Source organism: Daeguia caeni, from assembly GCF_042653845.1.
GTDB classification, from domain to species: Bacteria; Pseudomonadota; Alphaproteobacteria; order Rhizobiales; family Rhizobiaceae; genus Brucella; species Brucella caeni.
Window position 1 is genome coordinate 1 of record NZ_JBHSEL010000001.1, and the last position, 16,898, is coordinate 16,898.

Here is a 16,898-nt window from a genome sequence, read left to right on the forward strand (position 1 = left end):
TCCTTTGATAAAGCTATGATGAGCCGAAAACCCTCTCTTCTCAATTAATACAATTTGGTCTCATGGGCGTTGATGTCGGACACAATCCACTATACCATCGGTTCCCGAAATCGAGATTCGATAATGGGACCGGCTTTGAGGACTTCAGCAGATGGAACATCAGGAGCTCCTCTCCGGATTCATTCGGCTCCACGTCCTGCACCATGCCGCCGAGGGCGACCTGTACGGACAGTGGATGATCGAGGAACTGGCTCGGCATGGCTACCGCGTCAGCCCGGGCACGCTCTACCCGATGCTCCACGCGATGGAGCGCAAGGGGTATCTCGAATCCCGCACCGAACGGGCGGGCCGCTCGCATCGGCGCATCTACAGGGCGACGCCCTACGGGACCGAGGCGCTGAACCTCGCGCACGACAAGATCCGGGAGCTATTTCGTGAGGTCGTTCCGGGAAGCGACGGCGCCTGAGCGTGCCGGCCCGCAGGGCTCGGCGGGCGAGGTGTTCCGGGCTTTTCTGAAGCTCGGGCTCACCTCGTTCGGCGGCCCGATCGCGCATCTCGGCTATTTCCGCGACGAGCTCGTCACACGACGCAAGTGGATCGACGAGGCGGGTTATGCCGACCTCGTCGCGCTCTGCCAGTTTCTGCCCGGGCCGGCCTCGAGCCAGGTCGGCTTCGCGCTGGGCCTGCTTCGCGGCGGTCCGCTCGGGGCAGCCGCGGCGTGGGCGGCGTTCACGCTGCCGTCCGCTCTGCTGCTCGTGCTCTTCGCGTTCGGTGCATCCGCCTTCGACGGGCCGATCGGAGCGGGCCTCCTGCACGGGCTCAAGATCGTCGCCGTGGCGGTTGTCGCGCAGGCTGTCTGGGGCATGGCCCGAACGCTCGCGCCCGATCGCGGGAGGGCCAGCATCGCCCTTGCGGCGGTGCTGATCGTGGTCTTCGCCGCCGGATCGGTCGGACAAATCGTGGCCATCGTCGTCGGCGGTCTTGCCGGTCTCTGGCTCTGCCGGGGCGGCGCCGCTCCGACGACGGGGCATCTGACCTTCGCGGTCTCCAGGACGGTGGGAGCCGCTGCGCTCGGACTGTTCTTCCTGCTGCTGTTTCTTCTGCCGGTCCTGTCGACAGCGGCGGGATCGCAGGGGCTGGCGCTCTTCGACGCTTTCTATCGGGCGGGCTCGCTGGTGTTCGGCGGCGGTCATGTCGTCCTGCCGCTGCTCGAGGCGGAGGTGGTCCGGCCCGGCTGGGTCGGCGAGGACGCGTTCCTGGCCGGATATGGCGCGGCGCAGGCCGTTCCGGGGCCGCTCTTCACCTTCGGCACCTATCTGGGCGCGGTCATGGTGCCGGAGCCGAACGGCCTTGCCGGCGCGGCCATCGGCCTCATCGCGATCTTCCTGCCCGGGTTCCTACTGCTGATCGGCACGCTTCCCTTCTGGGACGCCTTTCGGACGCGGCCGCTGGCGCAGGCGGCCATGCGCGGCGCAAACGCCGCCGTCGTCGGCATCCTCGGCGCGGCTCTCTATGATCCCGTCTGGACGAGCGCGATCTTCAGCCCGCAGGACTTCGCGCTTGCTCTGGTGGGGTTCGTGCTGCTGACCGTGTGGAAGGCGCCGCCGTGGGTAGTGGTGGTGCTGATCGCGACAGGCGGGATTGCGCTCGCTCTCCTCTGATCACCGGCATCGGTCCGCGCCTCAGCGCTGCAGGATCAGCCGTGCGCCGAGCTGACACCGCGGGGCGGCCGCAGGCGGGATTGATCTCGCTCTACATCTCCACTATTGTGGAGAGATGGAAAAACAGGCCACACTCGCTGCGCTTGCCGCGCTCTCGCAGGAGACGCGTCTCGACATCTTCCGCCTGCTGGTGGAGGCCGGTCCGGAAGGGCGTGCAGTGGGGCGGATCGGCGAGGCGCTGGATCTCCCTTCGGCCACGCTCTCGTTCCACCTCAAGGAACTGAAGCACGCCGGGCTGGTGACGGTCCAGCGCGAAGGACGCTCGCTGATCTACTCAGCGGACTTCGCCACCATGACAGGCCTCATCGACTATCTGACCCGCCACTGTTGCGCCGGCGATCCGGCAGCATGCGGGATCGCCCCCTCGACGCACGCCGCCCGGAAAGAGACCGCATGACCACCAGGATCTATCACAACCCGAACTGCGGCACGTCGCGCAACGTGCTGGCGCTGATCCGCAACTCCGGCGATGAGCCGGAGGTTATCGAGTATCTGAAGACGCCCCCGAGCCGCGAGCGGCTCGGGGCGCTGATCGCCGCGATGGGGATCCCCGTGCGCGACCTCCTGCGCCGGAAGGGCACGCCCTACGACGAGCTCAAGCTCGATGCCCCCAAGTTCTCCGACGACGAGCTGATCGACCTGATGCTGGAGCATCCCATCCTCATCAACCGCCCCATCGTCGAGACGCCGCTCGGAACACGGCTCTGCCGCCCCTCCGAGGCGGTGCTCGACATCCTGCCGAACCCGCAGCGCGGGGAGTTCCGCAAGGAGGACGGCGAGCTCGTGGTGGACGCCGACGGGCGCCGCGTAAACGAGAGCCCCGCCCGATGAGCAACGACACCTACGCGCCCACGGCCGAGGCCATCGCAGCGGCGCCTGCCGGCATCGGCTTCTTCGAAAAGTGGCTCTCTGTCTGGGTGGCGCTCTGCATCGGTGCCGGGCTGCTGCTCGGCAACGTGCTGCCGGGCCTGTTCGAGACGCTCGCCGCGCTCGAGATCGCGTCCGTCAACCTGGTCGTTGCCGTCCTGATCTGGGCGATGGTCTATCCGATGATGGTGGCGGTCGACTTCGCGAGCCTGCGCCACATCGGCGATCGGCCGAAAGGGCTCGTGCTGACGATCGTGGTGAACTGGCTGATCAAGCCCTTCACCATGGCAGGGCTCGCCGTCCTGTTCTTCGAGGTTCTGTTCGCGGACCTGATCGCACCGGCCGATGCGCAGCAGTACATTGCCGGTCTGATCCTGCTGGGCGCGGCACCCTGCACCGCGATGGTGTTCGTCTGGTCGCAGCTCACTCGGGGCGACGCCACCTACACGCTGGTGCAGGTCTCGGTGAACGACGTCATCATGATCTTTGCCTTCGCGCCCATCGTGGCGCTGCTCCTCGGCGTCACCGATATCGTCGTGCCCTGGGAGACGCTCATCCTCTCGGTCGGGCTCTACATTCTGATCCCGCTCGCTGCCGGCGCCGCCACGCGCCAGTGGCTCGCGCGGGGCCGCCGGGGGGCGGACGCCGAGGCGGCGGTCGCGCGCTTCACGGCGGCGGTCAAGCCCTTCTCGGTGCTCGGCCTGCTGGCGACGGTCGTGCTTCTATTCGGGTTTCAGGGGCAGATCATCCTGGAGCAGCCGCTGCTGATCGCGCTGATCGCGGTGCCGCTCCTGATCCAGTCCTACGGCATCTTTGCGCTGGCCTATGCTGCGGCCTGGGCGTGGCGCGTGCCCTTCAACGTCGCCGCGCCCTGCGCGCTGATCGGTACGTCCAACTTCTTCGAGCTCGCGGTGGCCGTCGCGATCAGCCTCTTCGGACTGCAATCCGGCGCTGCGCTCGCGACCGTGGTCGGTGTTCTCGTCGAGGTTCCGGTCATGCTGTCACTTGTCGCCTTCGCCAATCGGACTTGTCACCATTTTCCCGCGGATGACGGAGGCGCGCGGCATGGTTGACCATCCCGTCCCGATCGAAGACCTGCCGAACATCGACCCAGCATCGCTCCGGCCGATCGACGTGGCTGCGCTCGCCGGGCCCGGCGCGCCGGCGCACCCGCCCCGCATCCTGATGCTCTATGGATCGCTCCGGACGCGCTCCTACTCGCGCTTTGCCTCGGAGGAGGCGGCGCGCCTGCTGCGCTGGTTCGGCGCCGAGACCCGCGCCTTCAACCCGTCCGGCTTGCCGCTGCCGGACGCGGAAGACCCCGACCACCCGAAGGTCAGGGAGCTGCGTGAGCTCGCCACTTGGTCGGAGGGCATGGTCTGGTGCTCGCCCGAGCGGCACGGCGCGATGACCGGCGTCATGAAGGCGCAGATCGACTGGCTGCCGCTGTCGCTCGGCGGCGTGCGGCCGACGCAAGGCAAGACGCTCGCGGTCATGCAGGTCTCCGGCGGCTCGCAGAGCTTCAACGCCGTCAACCAGATGCGCATCCTCGGCCGCTGGATGCGCATGGTGACGATCCCAAACCAGTCCTCGGTGGCGAAGGCGTGGGGCGAATTTGATGAGGGCGGCCGCATGCGGCCGTCGCCGTACTACAATCGCATCGTCGACGTCATGGAGGAACTCGTGAAGTTCACCCATCTCACGCGCGGCCGTTCGGCCTATCTAACCGACCGCTACTCGGAGCGGGTGGAAAGCGCTGAGCAGCTGTCCAAGCGCGTCAACCAACGCTCGATCTAGCATTTTCCTCTGCCGCTGAGGTGCTTGCGCGGAGCGGGGCCATTAATATCGCAGCATCGCACTCACTGAGACGAGGCGCTTGTCGACATCATCGCAAGAGGCGCAGCGGGTCGCTCCCGACCAACAACTACGAAGAAGCGCTACATTGCGTTGATCGACGCAGCGCGCGTGGTCAGTCGAGGAACTCGGGCTACCCCCGGACGCGTACGCCATCACCGACCGCGCCCCGTCACGCCAGAGCGCCATGAGGACCAGTACTTTCTCGATGGAGAAACCGTGCCCCTGAACGGGGCGGATAAAGCGCAACGTGTGACGCGCCGCAGGTCTCCTCTGGGCCGGGGGCCAAGCATCACCCTTGAAACGCCCGCTCATGAGGGAAATCGCCTTCCTTCAGATATGCAACTTCCGCCCGCGACGAGCGGCGGCCAAGAACCGGATTGCGATGGGGATGACGGCCGAACGCCGCGATCACTTGCTTCACGTCCAGGGCCTGCTTCACGAGCGAACGGTAAATCGGCTGCAGGTGCGTGGGGGCTTCTGCGGCGATCTCCTCGCGAAGTCCGATGAGAAGGTCCAGGCGCTGGAGATGGTCTGGCCCTTCGCAGTGGCCGAGTGGCAGACCATGAACGACCTTGAACCATGGCGTTGATAGCGCGGCGTAGTGGCCATTCAACAATCCGTTCATTGCCAGCGCCAGCGCCGCCTTGTCCTGCGCGAAAGCGTGGGCATTGCCTCGCCAGACCGATCGCGAGAACTGATCGAGCACGATGATGAGCGCGAGCCTGCCTTCGGGATCGGAGGCCCAGTGGTCAAGATTTCCCGCGGCTCCTTCAACTGTGAGTTCCGCGAAGCGGGCCGTGATTTCGTCGTCCGCGCCGCCCCGCATCCGCCAAGACCAATGGCTGCGATGGACGTCCGCATCTATGTCGAGCGAGTTCCCCTCAGGGAACCAGAATTCGAGTACGACCTGCCATTCATTGCGTTTGTTCGTGTTCTTCATCGCAAAATGTGTGCGCCGAGGGACTGAACATCGAGACTAACGCCCATCCATGTCAACAGGTCCAAAACGAAACACTCCATTTGGCCAACAGGTTTATACGAGGCCAATGTGGAGGCAAATTCAGGCCAGCTGGTGTCGCAGCAGCACGCGGACTGGTCATCCACACGTGATGGACCTATGGTTAAAGAGGCCTGCCAAAATACAAGGAGCACACCATGCGCGGATTTGTCGATGACATCGAAAAGTTGACCGAGGAGAACGCCGACTATCGGCGGGTCCTCTATACGGCGAGGAACATGCAGTTGGTCCTGATGGCGCTACAGCCCGGCGAAGAGATTGGCGAAGAGGTCATGACGGTGGCGACCAGTTCTTCCGTGTCGAGAAGGGGCAAGGCGAGATCCTGATCGATGGCGTCGTCCATTCGACCAAAGGCGAAGCCGACGCTGCCCACGAGCACTTCGACGGAAAGACGACCGAAGAATAGCTCGGCTTTGCCGACTCTGTCGGAAACCGGCACCAGTCTCACTGACAGGAGCCAGCGGCGACCATCGTCGAACGTTCATGATCTCGTCGCTACGGCGGGCGGCGCGCGTTGTTGCGCCCGGAAGCATAGTTTCGGCATGAGAGCCTGCGCCGCGATTAGGAGATGAAGTGGGAAAAACATTCGAGATCGATCGTTCGTTCGTTTTGACGGTCCTGACCGTCGCTGGGATGCTTCTGGCCATACTCGCTCTTTGGCCGCTGCAGGGTGCCGCCGCCGCGTACTTTTCCCTCGCAGGTCTGTTGCTCGTTTATCTAGCGGGCGGACTGCCAGCCGCTTGGCGGGCGGCCGCCACCTTGTGGGAGGAGCGGATCCTCGACATCGACCTCTTGATGGTCGTTGCAGCGGTCGCGGCTGCGGCCGTCGGGGCGCCTTTCGAGGGCGCCGTCCTGCTGACGCTCTTCAGCATCTCCACGACGCTGGAGGAACGGGCGCTCGGCCGCGCGCGCCGGGCCATCGAGGCGTTGATGGAGCTTCGGCCGGAGACGGCACTTCGCAAGGCGCCGGACGAGTCAGTCTCGGAAGTCCCTGCTGCCGATCTTCAGGTGGATGACGTCGTGGTGCTGCGGCCTGGCGCGCGGGTTCCGGCGGACGGGGTGATCGTCAGCGGCCGGGGCTCTCTCGATGAAGCCCATATCACCGGCGAGTCCATGCCCGTCGCCAAACAACCCGGCGCCCCGGTCTTCGAGGCGACGGTCAACCTCGACGGCGTGCTCGAGATGGCCGTAACGAAGACGATCGAGGAAAGCACCGTCGCCCGCATGATCGCACTCGTGACCGAGGCGCAGGCGGCCAAGGCTCCGTCGGAGCGCTTCAGTGCCTGGTTCGGGCAACGCTACACGGTCGCGGTCATGGTCGGAGCCGTCCTGGCCTTCGCCGCGTTCTACTGGCTGGGGCGCGACTGGGAGGAGGCGCTCTACCGATCAGCGACCCTGCTGGTAGCGGCGAGCCCCTGTGCAATCGTGATCTCCGTCCCTGCCGCGATCCTCTCCGCCCTGTCGGCTGCCGCACGCGGAGGTGTATTGTTCAAGGGCGGCGCCGCGCTCGAGACGCTGGCGGCGGTCGACACCTTCGCCTTCGACAAGACGGGAACGCTGACGACCGGCAGGGCCTCGATCACGAAGGTGGTGGCGCTCGACGGCAATGAGCGACGCTTCCTCTCGCTGCTGGCTGGACTTGAGGCCCACTCGGAACATCACAGCGCGGCAGCCATCCGGCAGGAAGCCGTCAGCCGCGGTGTTGAACCGGCCAAGGTACTTAACGTGATCACCCGGCCGAGTGCCGGCATCGTCGGCGACGACGGCGGGAGGCAGGTATGGGCAGGCAATCCGCGCCTCGCCAGGCAAATGGACGCTTCCATCGATCACCCGATGCTGAAGGCGTTGGCTGCGGACACCGAGACGGTCATCTATTTCGGGCGGGATCAGCAGGTGATGGGAGCTGTTACCATCGCGGATCAGGCCCGCCCGACCTCTGCGGCGGCGCTTGCCGCATTGCGGGAAGGTGGGGTCACCGCAATCATCATGATGACCGGCGATCGCCGTCCGGTTGCGTTGCGGATTGGCGAAGAGCTCGGATTGAAGCCCGAGGAAATCCATGCCGACATGCTGCCGGAGGACAAAGTCAGGATGGCGGGGGAGTTGACTGCAAGAGGCAAGGTCGCCTTCGTCGGCGACGGGGTAAATGACGCCGCCGCGCTGGCCCGCGCCGATGTCGGGATCGCCATGGGTGCTGCGGGCTCCGACGTCGCGCTCCAGGCAGCCGATGTGGCGCTTCTGTCGGAAGACATGGGACGGCTCGCGGAGGCGCATCGACTGGCGCGGCGCACGGCGCGGATCATTCGGCAGAACCTCGCCTTCGCCATGGGTGCCATGGTCATTCTGGTGACGGGCGCGCTGTTCTTCGAGCTGCCTCTGCCGCTCGCAGTGATCGGTCACGAGGGCGGAACGGTTCTGGTGGTGCTCAACGGGCTGCGTCTGCTGCGGGACCCCATCCGCCGCAACGAAAACAAGTCAGCGTCACCAGATCAGGTGGTGACGGTCGACAGCATCAGCGCCCCCGTCCAACGTCATGCCTATCGCAGAAAAATCCCGCGGCGCGCGGGTTGAAGACAACGACTTCAACTCGTTTCCGGCCCAGAGAAGGTTGGACGTCAGGCCCATCCCCTCCGCCATTAATTTCATGCAGGCTATTGATTTTATTCGGTAAAGTTCTTTGCGGCATTTATGTGCTGCCAATTTTGCTACAAATCCCGAAGACCGGCGCCTGAACAGGCTGATACCCCTGCCATCCTCACGGTCAGTCATGGCTGGCACTGTTGGCAGACTTGCTGTTGATGTGACGGGACAGCCGTGAAGATATCATTGTCAGGGTGGCGGTTTGAGAGTGCGGCGATGACAGACCGCCGGATAGAGACAAAACACCGGTTCAGACGGCCCAAGTGCGTTCTTTTTCCACTTTTCCAACCTTGCCCGAACAATGCCTATGTGCAGAAAGGCATGGGCGATCATCGTCATCAACACATGTAAATGCAGGCCTTGCCATGATCGCCTTTCGAAGTGATCGAGGCTGACTTCTTTCATCTGTTATTGCGCTTGCGCGCAAACCCGCGCGCATTGATTGTCGCGGCTCGTGTTCACATCGCCGCACCGGCCCGGTGAGGCCTTGAGCCGGTACAGGCCAAGGCGCTTGAGGATGCTGCTAGGGTTGATACGCAACAAGATTGCGGATCGTGCAATTGTTTGATTCCTTGCGGTCGGAGGTATTAGCGATGGCAAGGAAACGCGCTATTTATTGGCTGTCGGATGCGGGAAGCGACCCAGCCACATCTGCCGACCGGCAGGTGCGGTGCACGGCAGGTGGATGACCACCGCCCCATGTCATGGCTTTCTTGCGCAAGGGCAGAATATGCAGGCTGCACAGCCCCTTCATGCTCAAGGAGAGCGGAATGCCAAGCGGCCCCACATTCCGGCACAGGGCTGTCATTCTGAATAGTGGACAGCATGAATTCCAATGTACACGGACGCTGTGGTTCACGCCCTTGTTGACAAAGACAGCAATGCAGGCGACCGTCTGACAGCGGTAGTCAGGGCATGGCAGGCCGGTCACATCACATGATACCGTAGGGGAACAAGCAAGATCGCGGCGTCGAAGCGAAGCGCAAATCGTCACAGCATGGCCAGTTACAGCATTCGTCAGTCGTTAGGCATTCTGGGGCGAACCTGGCCCTTCATTCTCTTGCGCCTGATCGTGGTTGCGATTTCAACCATGATCGCATTGGCCTTCATCGGGGCCTGTTCTGCCGCCGGTTATAAAATCGGTGGCGTAGCAGCAGAATCTGCCCTGCCCGGTGCTGTCTTCGGCGCGTTTTGCGGCTTTACCGCCTATTGTTTCATTCTCTATGCCCTGCGTGAATATGTGTTCTACCTGCTGAAGGCAGCCCATATCGTCGCCATCACCAATTATCTGACGAAACAGCCTGCCCCTTCCGGCATGGCACAGATTCCTTACGGCATCGCGATTGTGCGCGAACGGCTTCTGGAAAGCAGTGCATTCTTTGCCATCGACCAGCTGGTCAAATCAATGATCTCGACCGCCATGTCGCTTCTCAATGGAACCATTCTGTCGGGTGCGCGGGGCACGCTGGGACAGGGCGTCAATGCGATCCTGAACATGGCCATTGGCACCATTGATGAGCTGGTGCTTGCCTATATCCTGAAATCGAACCGCCTTGGCGCATGGGAAGCGACCGAGGAAGCGCTTACCTATTATGTGCAAAACTTCAAACTCATGATGAAGAAGGCCACCATTCTTGCGCTCATCATGTTTGCTCTTTCCGCCCTCGCCTATTGTGCCGGGCTGGTTGCCATGGCCGCGCTGATTTTTGCCGGCAATGCAAGCCTGTGGAGCATTGGCCTTTCCATCCTGCCGCTAATTGCAGCATGGGCGTTCCGGCGCATCATCCTGAAGCCCCTGGCGCTGACCTGCCTGATGCAGATCTATTTTCACCTGATCGAAAACCAGGAACCGGACCCGGACTGGCGCCAGCGCATAAGCCGGTTTTCAGAAAAATGGACGCCGAACCTCGGCTGAATCTGGCACCTACTCTTGCCAGCCCGGACCACAGTCCTAGCGCGATGAGGCAATACGGGTTGGCGAGGTTGCCTGCGACAGGCTTGCGACCACGATCATTTGCCTGACTTCACCGCGCTTGAAGGCACGCAGGAAGCGCGGATAATCGCGGAAGACAACGCAGCCATTGGAGTCGCCGCGGCGGGCCAGCATATAGGTGTGCGCCAGGAAACCATCTCGATTGAACGGGTTCTTGCCATCGGCAGGCAACAGGCGAATCGCCTCAATGCCATGGAACAGCGCCTCGCGCATGCGCAGATTATAGGTCTTGGGCGGCGTGGAGCCACGATTCTTCACATGCACAAAGCGCGGATTGTCACGCATGTGACCGACACCTGAATGCGCCTCCAGCCTTTCGCCATTGGGCATGTAAACGGTGGCAGCCGAAATATCATAGACGGCAATGCGGTTGCGCGCCGCATGGCTGAGCAGGGGATGCGACAGGCCGGGCATGGGTGCCTCTTCCGTGGCACCGCTTGCTGGCGCATAGGCAAGCAAGTTGCGGGCAGATCGTCTGGGTACGGCAGGTTTCATGCCCGGAAGCGGGATTGAATCCGGTGCAAGAAACGGATTGCTGGCACTTTGTTCTTCAATATCCGCATCCGCCTCTTCGCCGAGCGAAAGGGGGCCCACCTGCGGCTGCAGGGTGGCAAGCGCCATGGCAGCAGAAGATGCAGCCGGTGTGGCAGCATAGGCAGCAAGCGTTGCCGGAGTTGCCTGTGCCGATGCACCATTGGCAGGCTTGGAAGGGTGGGCGGCGGCAAGCGCGACCGGCTCTGGCCGGCGCACGCGGTCCGCGCGCAATTCGATCAGGGATGCCGGATCAACCGGGACATATTCAGTCACCGCATCCGGCCCGATATCAGCCAGGATGATCGCATCCGCCGCAACCTTGCTGCGCCGCCAGTCGAGATTGGAATAGGCGGCATCTGCCGTATAGGCTTTGACAAAACTGTCGCGTTTCTGTCTGGCAAGGTTTTGCGTCGGGCTTACCGTGGCCAGGGCAAGTGGCGCCGTCATCAGGTGCATGGCATGGCTGCCGGCAAGCTTTGGCATGGTGGCATTCAGCGTTCCCAGCGTGGTGATGATCCAGCCGCCGGAGATGGTCACCATTGCGGCGATTGTTGCCGCACCTGTCAGGATACGCAAACCTTTGGGAAAGCGGATAGCTGAGCTGCGTGCAGCCTTATAACCATACTCAACGGATACGAACGCCATGATACTCGACCTGAACAGAAGACAAGCCAGTGGCATTGCTCAGAAAGGCCAAAATCCAATGATATGACTTGGGCGGCGCAGCAACTGGCGAATGCGGCAAGCATCGCCAATTATGGTAACTAAAGTCTTTACAAATCGCGGCGGTTGCAAAATTCCTGCCGCGCAACCGATGTGCTGGCACGATATCTGTTGCTTATGGAAATGCGGCCTTGGTTACGCCACGCCAAAATGGCATGTTTAAGCATTCCCGGAAAATCAGACGGAGATGATGGATGCGCCAACAGTTCGACCTATTTGCCCCGGCTGATGCGGAGGGGGAAAAGCAGGCTGAACTGCGCCCTGCGCATGCCAGATCTGCCCGCACAAAACCAGCGCGCAACCTGCCGCGCACAACTGTGCAGGATGAGTCCGAAATGGTCAGGCGCCTGAATGAAACCGGGCGCTATCGCATCCTGCGCCGGCTGGATCCGCTGCCGGTCGTTGCCAATGCCGACCGGGTGAAATTTCCCCGCCTCGGCGTGGTGGTTGATACGGAAACGACCGGCCTGAATGCGGCAAGCGATGAAATCATCGAAATTGGCGCCGTGGCCTTCCGCTATGCCGATGACGGCTCGATTGGCGATGTCACTGCCACCTTTGGCGCCCTGCAGGAGCCATCAAGGCCCATTCCGGCCGACATCAGCCGCATTACCGGCATCACCAATGAGATGGTGAAGGGCAAACGCATTCCGCGCGAGGAACTGGAAGCCCTGATCAGCGAGGCTGATCTCATCATCGCGCATAATGCCGGTTTTGACCGGCCGTTTCTGGAGCGCTTTTCGCCGGTCTTTGCCATCAAGCCCTGGGCCTGCTCGGTCAAGGAGATCGACTGGACAGCCCGTGGTTTTGAAGGCACCAAGCTTGGCTATCTGATTGGCCAGAGTGGCTATTTCCATAATGGCCACCGCGCAGAGGATGACTGTCATGCCCTGCTTGCCGTGCTGATGGAAAAGAATGGCAAGCAGACACCCTTTGCCGAACTGCTGCAGGCAAGCCAGCGCGTGCGCATACGCATCTATGCCGAAAACAGCCCGTTTGAAATGAAGGACAAGCTGAAGGCGCGTGGCTATCGCTGGTCTGACGGCAGCGATGGCAGACCGAAAAGCTGGTGGACGGAAGTTGGTGAAGAAGAACTCGACGCCGAACTCGAATATCTGCGCATGGAAATCTATGGCTGGCGTGATGCCGATCCCTTGATCCAGAAGCTGACGGCGGTTGAACGTTACAAGGAACGCGCCCCTGCGACCAAAGACCTAACGCAGCTTGTTCCGCACCCTGCGGCCGGAAAATGGCTTTGGCACTGCGGCAACCAGCGCCCTGGTATAATCATGCTGCGGATTGTCAAATACCGCGTGGGTCTCGCCCTCCTCGACAATCCGGCCCTGATAGAGCACGGCAACACGGTCGGTGATGGCGCGCACCACGCCGAGATCATGGCTGATGAACAGATAGGACAGGCCAAACTGCTCCTGCAGATCCATCATCAGATTAAGCACCTGCGCCTGAATCGACACATCCAGCGCCGAGACCGGCTCATCGGCGACAATCAGCGCCGGACGCGTGACCAGCGCACGGGCAATGGCAATGCGCTGTCGCTGTCCGCCAGAAAATTCATGCGGATATTTGTCTGCCGCCGATGCCGGCAGACCAACGGCATCGAGCACTTGCCGCACCCGCCTTTCGCATTCGCTCTTGCTGGTTTCAGGTTCAAGCGAGATGACCGGCTCGGCTATGATCCGGCGCACCGAATGGCGCGGGTCAAGCGAGCCATAGGGATCCTGGAAAATCGCCTGAAAGCCCTTGCGCGCCTCCCGCAGACGGCTGCGATCAAGCGCATAGATATCCTGTCCCTGAATGCAGATTTCGCCTGACTGTGGCCGTTCCAGCCCCATCACCGCGCGGGCAAAGGTCGATTTTCCAGAGCCGCTTTCCCCCACCAGACCAACGCTTTTACCTGCCTCTATATCAAGGCTGACGTCATTGAGGACGCGCAAGATTTCCGGGCGCGAAAACAGCGATTTGCGCGGCAGGCGATAATCGCGCACGACATTGCGCGCTTGCAGGATGAATGTGCTCATGTGCCAAATTCCTCATCGCGCGGGTGAAGACAGGCCACATGATGATTGGCGTCGCCATGAAGTGGCGCAAGTGGCGGCATGGCCTTGCGGCAATCATCCGCGGCAAAGCCGCAGCGCGCGGCAAAATGGCAATGGGACGGACGCTCCAATGGATCAGGCACCTGCCCTGGAATGGCAGCAAGACGCCGGCGTCCTTGTGCTGCGCCATTGACCAGAGCTGCCCCATGCAGAGGCGATTCGCCGAACGACAGCGGGCAGGCAGGCATTTTCAAGCCCGACAGGGGCTTGCCCGGCATGGATGGCGCAATCTGTCAGCCCGCAGGCCCGGAATTCCGGGCCTGTTGAATTTTTCCACAATGAACGCATGTATTTATGCGCGATTTTCTGTTGCAAAATGAAAAGCATTGGTCCATATACGCCCTGCCTGATGGCAATGACTTCAAGTCAGCGACTGGCGCGAGCGGGTGTAGCTCAGGGGTAGAGCACAACCTTGCCAAGGTTGGGGTCGAGGGTTCGAATCCCTTCGCCCGCTCCAGTCCAGACATTCAGGCCCTCAAAATCCCGGCTTTGACCGGGATTTTTGCTTTTCAGAGTTAGGCTTGCAAAAGGACCGGACGGGCCTCAAGCGTCCTTTGCCCGCGTGGATGCACGTGCTGCGGCTGATTCGGCCGCCTTCATCTGCCAGAGAATCGGAACCAGCATCAAGGCAACGATCGGGAATATCAGCCAGTTGATTGTCTGCCAGCCCGCAGCATTCAACAGTGCACCGGAAAAGAACGACGCACAGGCAACCGAGCCGAAGACCAGAAAATCATTGAGCCCCTGCACGCGACTGCGCTCTTCGGCGGTATGACAGTCTGTCACCATGGCCGTGGCCCCGATGAAAGCGAAATTCCAGCCAAACCCCAGCAGAATCAGCGCGCCATAAAAATGGGCAAGTGTCAGTCCGGACAAGGCTGTTATACCCGCAGTCACAATCATCAGCAGGCCCAGCGCCGTGATCTTTTCCTTGCCGAACCGCGCAATCAGGTTGCCGGTGAAAAAGCTTGGCGCGAACATGGCCAAGACATGCCACTGAATGCCGAAAGCTGCCTCGCCAATGGTGAAGCCACAGCCAACCATGGCAATGGGAGCAGCCGTCATGACGAAGGTCATCAGCCCATAGGACACCATCCCGGCAGCAACCGCGATGACAAAGCGCGGCGTGGCAAGAATTTCACGCAATGACCGTCCGCCCTTGCCTTTCGGGCTGGTCGGCCCGGGCGCTGGTACCGCCTCCTGCGTGCGAAGCAATAACAGAACCGGAATCGCAAGCAGGGCCAAGCCGGCCTGGCTCAGAAAACTGCCGGCAAAAGGCGCCTGCGGAAAGGCATCGCGCGTCCAGATCACAAGCTGTGGTCCGATGACGGCAGCAATCAGCCCGCCGATCATTACCCAGGAAATGGCCTTGGCCTTGAAACTGCCCGTGGCCGCATCAGCAGCCGCAAAACGATAGCTCTGCACATAGGAGCCATAGAAACCGGCCAGAAACGTACCCAGACAAAATACCAGAAAACTTGCCAGGACAATACCATAGGACGCCATCAGGCCGGCAATCAGCCCGAGCGTTGCCCCAATCAGATAGCCGGTGCGCCGGCCATTGCGACGCATGATGGCAGCAGCCGGCAAGGTTCCAAGCGCCAGCCCAAAACTGTACAGACTGATTGGCAGGGTCACCAGGGCCGGATTGGGCGCCAGCATCTGCCCGACAATCCCGCCGAGGGAAAAAATGATCGGCGGACCGGAAGCCCCTAGCGCCTGCGCAATCGTCAATATCCATACATTCCTGCGGGCAAGCGCTTCAGCAGACATCACCATCCCCAATCCTTGCGGCCATCCTGCAAGCATGGATTTCGGCAAATCACAGGTGTTACGGGACAGCGGTCAGCAATGTGCTGTCTGTGCGTGGAATTGTAAAGCACATAGAAAAATTGCCCGCAAAATTGTCTTTTGCGGGCATTATTTTTCCAGTTCGCATGGCTGACAATCCTTTCGGACCCGCCACGCTTGCGCGCGTCAATTGCCGCCGAACACCTCGTTGAAGGCCTTTTCGCCCGGCGCGCCCTTTTCAAGGCTGATCAATGCCCTGCGGCCATTGCGATAGGAAATCGGAATATCCAGCCAGTGCTGATTGCGCATCAGCTTCAGATTGGTATCGATGGCCGTACGCGCATCATTGAGCCAGATGATGAAGAAATTATCGGCAATCTTGGATGGCACGGCGATCAGCGGATTGCCGGCTGCCTCCTCCGTATCCTTGAAGGTAATACGCTGGACATTATCAACCACGCCACCACTGAAATCCTCCGGAACAGTGAAGAACAGCTCTACCAGATGGCTTGCCGGGATCGACTGATCCGTGTTCTTGCGGAAGGTCATTTTCAGCTCAAGATTGTTGGCCGGAATGGTGACTTTGGCGCGCACGGCCGGCTGGGCGGGCTCACCTTCGCTGGGGCTTTCCTCAATGACCGACCACTGAACCGTGCCCTTCAGCACCGTGCCGGATTCCGTGCCGGAGCGTTCTTCATAAAGCAGCGCCTCCTGACCCGTTACTGCTGGCTGTTCGGTTGCACTGGTCTGTGGTGTCTCGACAGGCGTTGCCTGCGCGGTCGAAGTGCCCTCGCCTATGCCCGGCGTGCCACCGGCCGGCCCTTCATCGCGCTCCGTGCCATCCGGCAGAAGACGCTGGGTCATCTTTGGCTCAGGCTTTGTTTCCGGTTGTTCCGGCATTGCCGTTTCAGACGCCTGATCGCTGCCGGATGATGCCGCAGGCACATCCTTGCGCCCCATGCTGGTTGCCAGTTCCTGCAGATTGTCCTTGTTCGTCCAGAAAGCATAGCCCGCGCCAGCAATCACGATCAGGGCAAGGGCGGCAATGGCCCAGGCCTTGAAATTGCGCTTTTCGTGCGGCTTGCGACGCTGCGGCCGTTCGCGATCATCAAGGCGTGAAAAATCCGTTTCGTGCGCCCGCTCCGTAAAGCCCGCATCGGCACGCTCGACGGCGAAATCAGATCCACCGTCCTGTCCTGGCGCTTTTTCTGCGCGGCCCGGCTGCGGTTCGGCCGCAAACTGATCGTCTGCGGCAGAGCGCGTTTGATCGGGCTCAGCACCGTGGAGAAAATCCTCCAATGCATCGTCCACCGGCTCTTCGGTTGGTTTGGGCGATGGCGCGTAATATGCTTCGACCTCTGCGATTGCAGCTTCAAGAAGGTTGCGCTGGCGCACCGCAAAAGCCTGCGACGCATTTGCGGTGACAAGCTTCTGCTCAATCGTCGCACGCGCCTTGGCGTAAACACGCTGGCGCAATTCAGGCGATTGATCTGCCTGCGCATCGATTGTCTTTTTCAGTACCGCTACAAAATCTGCCATGCCTTCTATCCGGTTTCTACCCGTTCAGGATGCAATGAATGCCTCAATAATCACAATAATCAAGGGAATGCAAAGTATACGCCTGCGTTAAAGGCGCC

Annotated in this window: 15 protein-coding genes, 1 tRNA gene and 2 pseudogenes; 11 read left to right on the top strand and 7 right to left on the bottom strand. The window is 61.4% G+C overall.

Annotated elements, in window-relative coordinates; all coding sequences use genetic code 11:
- Window positions 1-151: 151 nt before the first annotated feature.
- From ACFO1V_RS00005 to arsH, 6 genes are all read left to right on the top strand, one after another.
- Window positions 152-466 (top strand): PadR family transcriptional regulator, encoded by a 315-nt coding sequence (locus tag ACFO1V_RS00005; protein WP_121987334.1) that lies wholly within the window; start codon window positions 152-154, stop codon window positions 464-466.
- The gene (gene chrA / locus ACFO1V_RS00010; RefSeq protein WP_121987333.1) at window positions 435-1,661 is read left to right on the top strand and encodes a chromate efflux transporter; all 1,227 of its coding nucleotides are present in this window, start codon (window positions 435-437) and stop codon (window positions 1,659-1,661) included. Before ACFO1V_RS00005 ends, chrA begins: the two co-directional genes overlap by 32 nt.
- Before the next feature lie 115 nt (window positions 1,662-1,776).
- Window positions 1,777-2,118: an ArsR/SmtB family transcription factor gene (locus ACFO1V_RS00015; RefSeq protein ID WP_121987332.1), complete on the top strand. Its 342-nt coding sequence runs from the start codon at window positions 1,777-1,779 to the stop codon at window positions 2,116-2,118.
- Window positions 2,115-2,552 carry an arsenate reductase (glutaredoxin) gene (gene arsC, locus ACFO1V_RS00020; protein WP_121987331.1) on the top strand — a complete coding sequence of 146 codons (438 nt, stop codon included), beginning with the start codon at window positions 2,115-2,117 and terminating at the stop codon, window positions 2,550-2,552. Before ACFO1V_RS00015 ends, arsC begins: the two co-directional genes overlap by 4 nt.
- The gene (gene arsB, locus ACFO1V_RS00025) at window positions 2,549-3,661 is read left to right on the top strand and encodes an ACR3 family arsenite efflux transporter (protein WP_051520660.1); all 1,113 of its coding nucleotides are present in this window, start codon (window positions 2,549-2,551) and stop codon (window positions 3,659-3,661) included. The genes arsC and arsB overlap by 4 nt, the downstream gene beginning before the upstream one ends.
- On the top strand, window positions 3,654-4,385 hold the full coding sequence (gene arsH, locus ACFO1V_RS00030; RefSeq protein ID WP_374829983.1) for an arsenical resistance protein ArsH: 732 nt from the start codon (window positions 3,654-3,656) through the stop codon (window positions 4,383-4,385). Before arsB ends, arsH begins: the two co-directional genes overlap by 8 nt.
- Before the next feature lie 349 nt (window positions 4,386-4,734).
- On the opposite strand, the gene ACFO1V_RS00035 is transcribed toward arsH, so the two are convergent.
- Entirely contained in the window at window positions 4,735-5,385 is a 651-nt protein-coding gene (locus ACFO1V_RS00035) for a DUF924 family protein (RefSeq protein WP_374829981.1), read from the bottom strand.
- 215 nt (window positions 5,386-5,600) lie between these two features.
- Here ACFO1V_RS00035 and ACFO1V_RS00040 point away from each other — a divergent pair, with 215 nt between their 5' ends.
- Window positions 5,601-5,789 carry a cupin domain-containing protein gene (locus tag ACFO1V_RS00040; RefSeq protein WP_374829979.1) on the top strand — a complete coding sequence of 63 codons (189 nt, stop codon included), beginning with the start codon at window positions 5,601-5,603 and terminating at the stop codon, window positions 5,787-5,789.
- Between the two features lie 307 nt (window positions 5,790-6,096).
- Window positions 6,097-8,034: a heavy metal translocating P-type ATPase gene (locus ACFO1V_RS00045; RefSeq protein ID WP_374830015.1), complete on the top strand. Its 1,938-nt coding sequence runs from the start codon at window positions 6,097-6,099 to the stop codon at window positions 8,032-8,034.
- A 258-nt stretch (window positions 8,035-8,292) separates the two neighbouring features.
- Here ACFO1V_RS00045 and ACFO1V_RS00050 read toward each other — a convergent pair.
- Window positions 8,293-8,505 (bottom strand): annotated as a pseudogene (locus ACFO1V_RS00050) (hypothetical protein); the annotation flags it as partial.
- A 595-nt stretch (window positions 8,506-9,100) separates the two neighbouring features.
- Between ACFO1V_RS00050 and ACFO1V_RS00055 the strand changes: the two are divergent.
- Complete coding sequence (locus ACFO1V_RS00055) at window positions 9,101-10,018, top strand: hypothetical protein (RefSeq protein ID WP_374829977.1); 918 nt, start codon at window positions 9,101-9,103, stop codon at window positions 10,016-10,018.
- 36 nt (window positions 10,019-10,054) lie between these two features.
- Here ACFO1V_RS00055 and ACFO1V_RS00060 read toward each other — a convergent pair whose 3' ends face one another.
- A complete protein-coding gene (locus ACFO1V_RS00060) occupies window positions 10,055-11,275 on the bottom strand; it encodes a DUF2778 domain-containing protein (RefSeq protein ID WP_374829975.1) in 1,221 nt (406 codons plus the stop codon).
- 272 nt (window positions 11,276-11,547) lie between these two features.
- Here ACFO1V_RS00060 and ACFO1V_RS00065 point away from each other — a divergent pair.
- Window positions 11,548-12,555 (top strand): annotated as a pseudogene (locus tag ACFO1V_RS00065) (3'-5' exonuclease); the annotation flags it as partial.
- 12 nt (window positions 12,556-12,567) lie between these two features.
- On the opposite strand, the gene ACFO1V_RS00070 reads toward ACFO1V_RS00065, so the two are convergent.
- Both ACFO1V_RS00070 and ACFO1V_RS00075 read right to left on the bottom strand, forming a co-directional pair.
- On the bottom strand, window positions 12,568-13,392 hold the full coding sequence (locus ACFO1V_RS00070; RefSeq protein WP_374830013.1) for an ATP-binding cassette domain-containing protein: 825 nt from the start codon (window positions 13,390-13,392) through the stop codon (window positions 12,568-12,570).
- The gene (locus ACFO1V_RS00075) at window positions 13,389-13,688 is read right to left on the bottom strand and encodes an oligopeptide/dipeptide ABC transporter ATP-binding protein (RefSeq protein WP_374829973.1); all 300 of its coding nucleotides are present in this window, start codon (window positions 13,686-13,688) and stop codon (window positions 13,389-13,391) included. The genes ACFO1V_RS00070 and ACFO1V_RS00075 overlap by 4 nt, the downstream gene beginning before the upstream one ends.
- Before the next feature lie 164 nt (window positions 13,689-13,852).
- Between ACFO1V_RS00075 and ACFO1V_RS00080 the strand changes: the two genes are divergently transcribed.
- Window positions 13,853-13,927, top strand: a tRNA-Gly gene (locus ACFO1V_RS00080).
- Between the two features lie 86 nt (window positions 13,928-14,013).
- Here ACFO1V_RS00080 and ACFO1V_RS00085 read toward each other — a convergent pair.
- Together ACFO1V_RS00085 and ACFO1V_RS00090 are read right to left on the bottom strand one after the other, a co-directional pair.
- Window positions 14,014-15,243, bottom strand: a complete 1,230-nt coding sequence (locus ACFO1V_RS00085; RefSeq protein ID WP_374830011.1) for an MFS transporter — start codon at window positions 15,241-15,243, stop codon at window positions 14,014-14,016.
- A gap of 204 nt (window positions 15,244-15,447) precedes the next feature.
- A complete protein-coding gene (locus ACFO1V_RS00090) occupies window positions 15,448-16,800 on the bottom strand; it encodes a transcriptional regulator (protein ID WP_374829971.1) in 1,353 nt (450 codons plus the stop codon).
- Between the last annotated feature and the right edge of the window lie 98 nt (window positions 16,801-16,898).

Coding starts and splice junctions, on each gene's coding strand:
- ACFO1V_RS00070 (WP_374830013.1), bottom strand. CDS start 13,392: ATGAGCACATTCATCCTGCAAGCGCGCAATGTCGTGCGCGATTATCGC.
- ACFO1V_RS00035 (WP_374829981.1), bottom strand. CDS start 5,385: ATGAAGAACACGAACAAACGCAATGAATGGCAGGTCGTACTCGAATTC.
- ACFO1V_RS00040 (WP_374829979.1), top strand. CDS start 5,601: ATGCGCGGATTTGTCGATGACATCGAAAAGTTGACCGAGGAGAACGCC.
- arsB (WP_051520660.1), top strand. CDS start 2,549: ATGAGCAACGACACCTACGCGCCCACGGCCGAGGCCATCGCAGCGGCG.
- ACFO1V_RS00090 (WP_374829971.1), bottom strand. CDS start 16,800: ATGGCAGATTTTGTAGCGGTACTGAAAAAGACAATCGATGCGCAGGCA.
- ACFO1V_RS00060 (WP_374829975.1), bottom strand. CDS start 11,275: ATGGCGTTCGTATCCGTTGAGTATGGTTATAAGGCTGCACGCAGCTCA.
- arsH (WP_374829983.1), top strand. CDS start 3,654: ATGGTTGACCATCCCGTCCCGATCGAAGACCTGCCGAACATCGACCCA.
- ACFO1V_RS00075 (WP_374829973.1), bottom strand. CDS start 13,688: ATGCCGGGCAAGCCCCTGTCGGGCTTGAAAATGCCTGCCTGCCCGCTG.
- ACFO1V_RS00005 (WP_121987334.1), top strand. CDS start 152: ATGGAACATCAGGAGCTCCTCTCCGGATTCATTCGGCTCCACGTCCTG.
- ACFO1V_RS00085 (WP_374830011.1), bottom strand. CDS start 15,243: ATGTCTGCTGAAGCGCTTGCCCGCAGGAATGTATGGATATTGACGATT.
- ACFO1V_RS00015 (WP_121987332.1), top strand. CDS start 1,777: ATGGAAAAACAGGCCACACTCGCTGCGCTTGCCGCGCTCTCGCAGGAG.
- ACFO1V_RS00055 (WP_374829977.1), top strand. CDS start 9,101: ATGGCCAGTTACAGCATTCGTCAGTCGTTAGGCATTCTGGGGCGAACC.
- arsC (WP_121987331.1), top strand. CDS start 2,115: ATGACCACCAGGATCTATCACAACCCGAACTGCGGCACGTCGCGCAAC.
- ACFO1V_RS00045 (WP_374830015.1), top strand. CDS start 6,097: ATGCTTCTGGCCATACTCGCTCTTTGGCCGCTGCAGGGTGCCGCCGCC.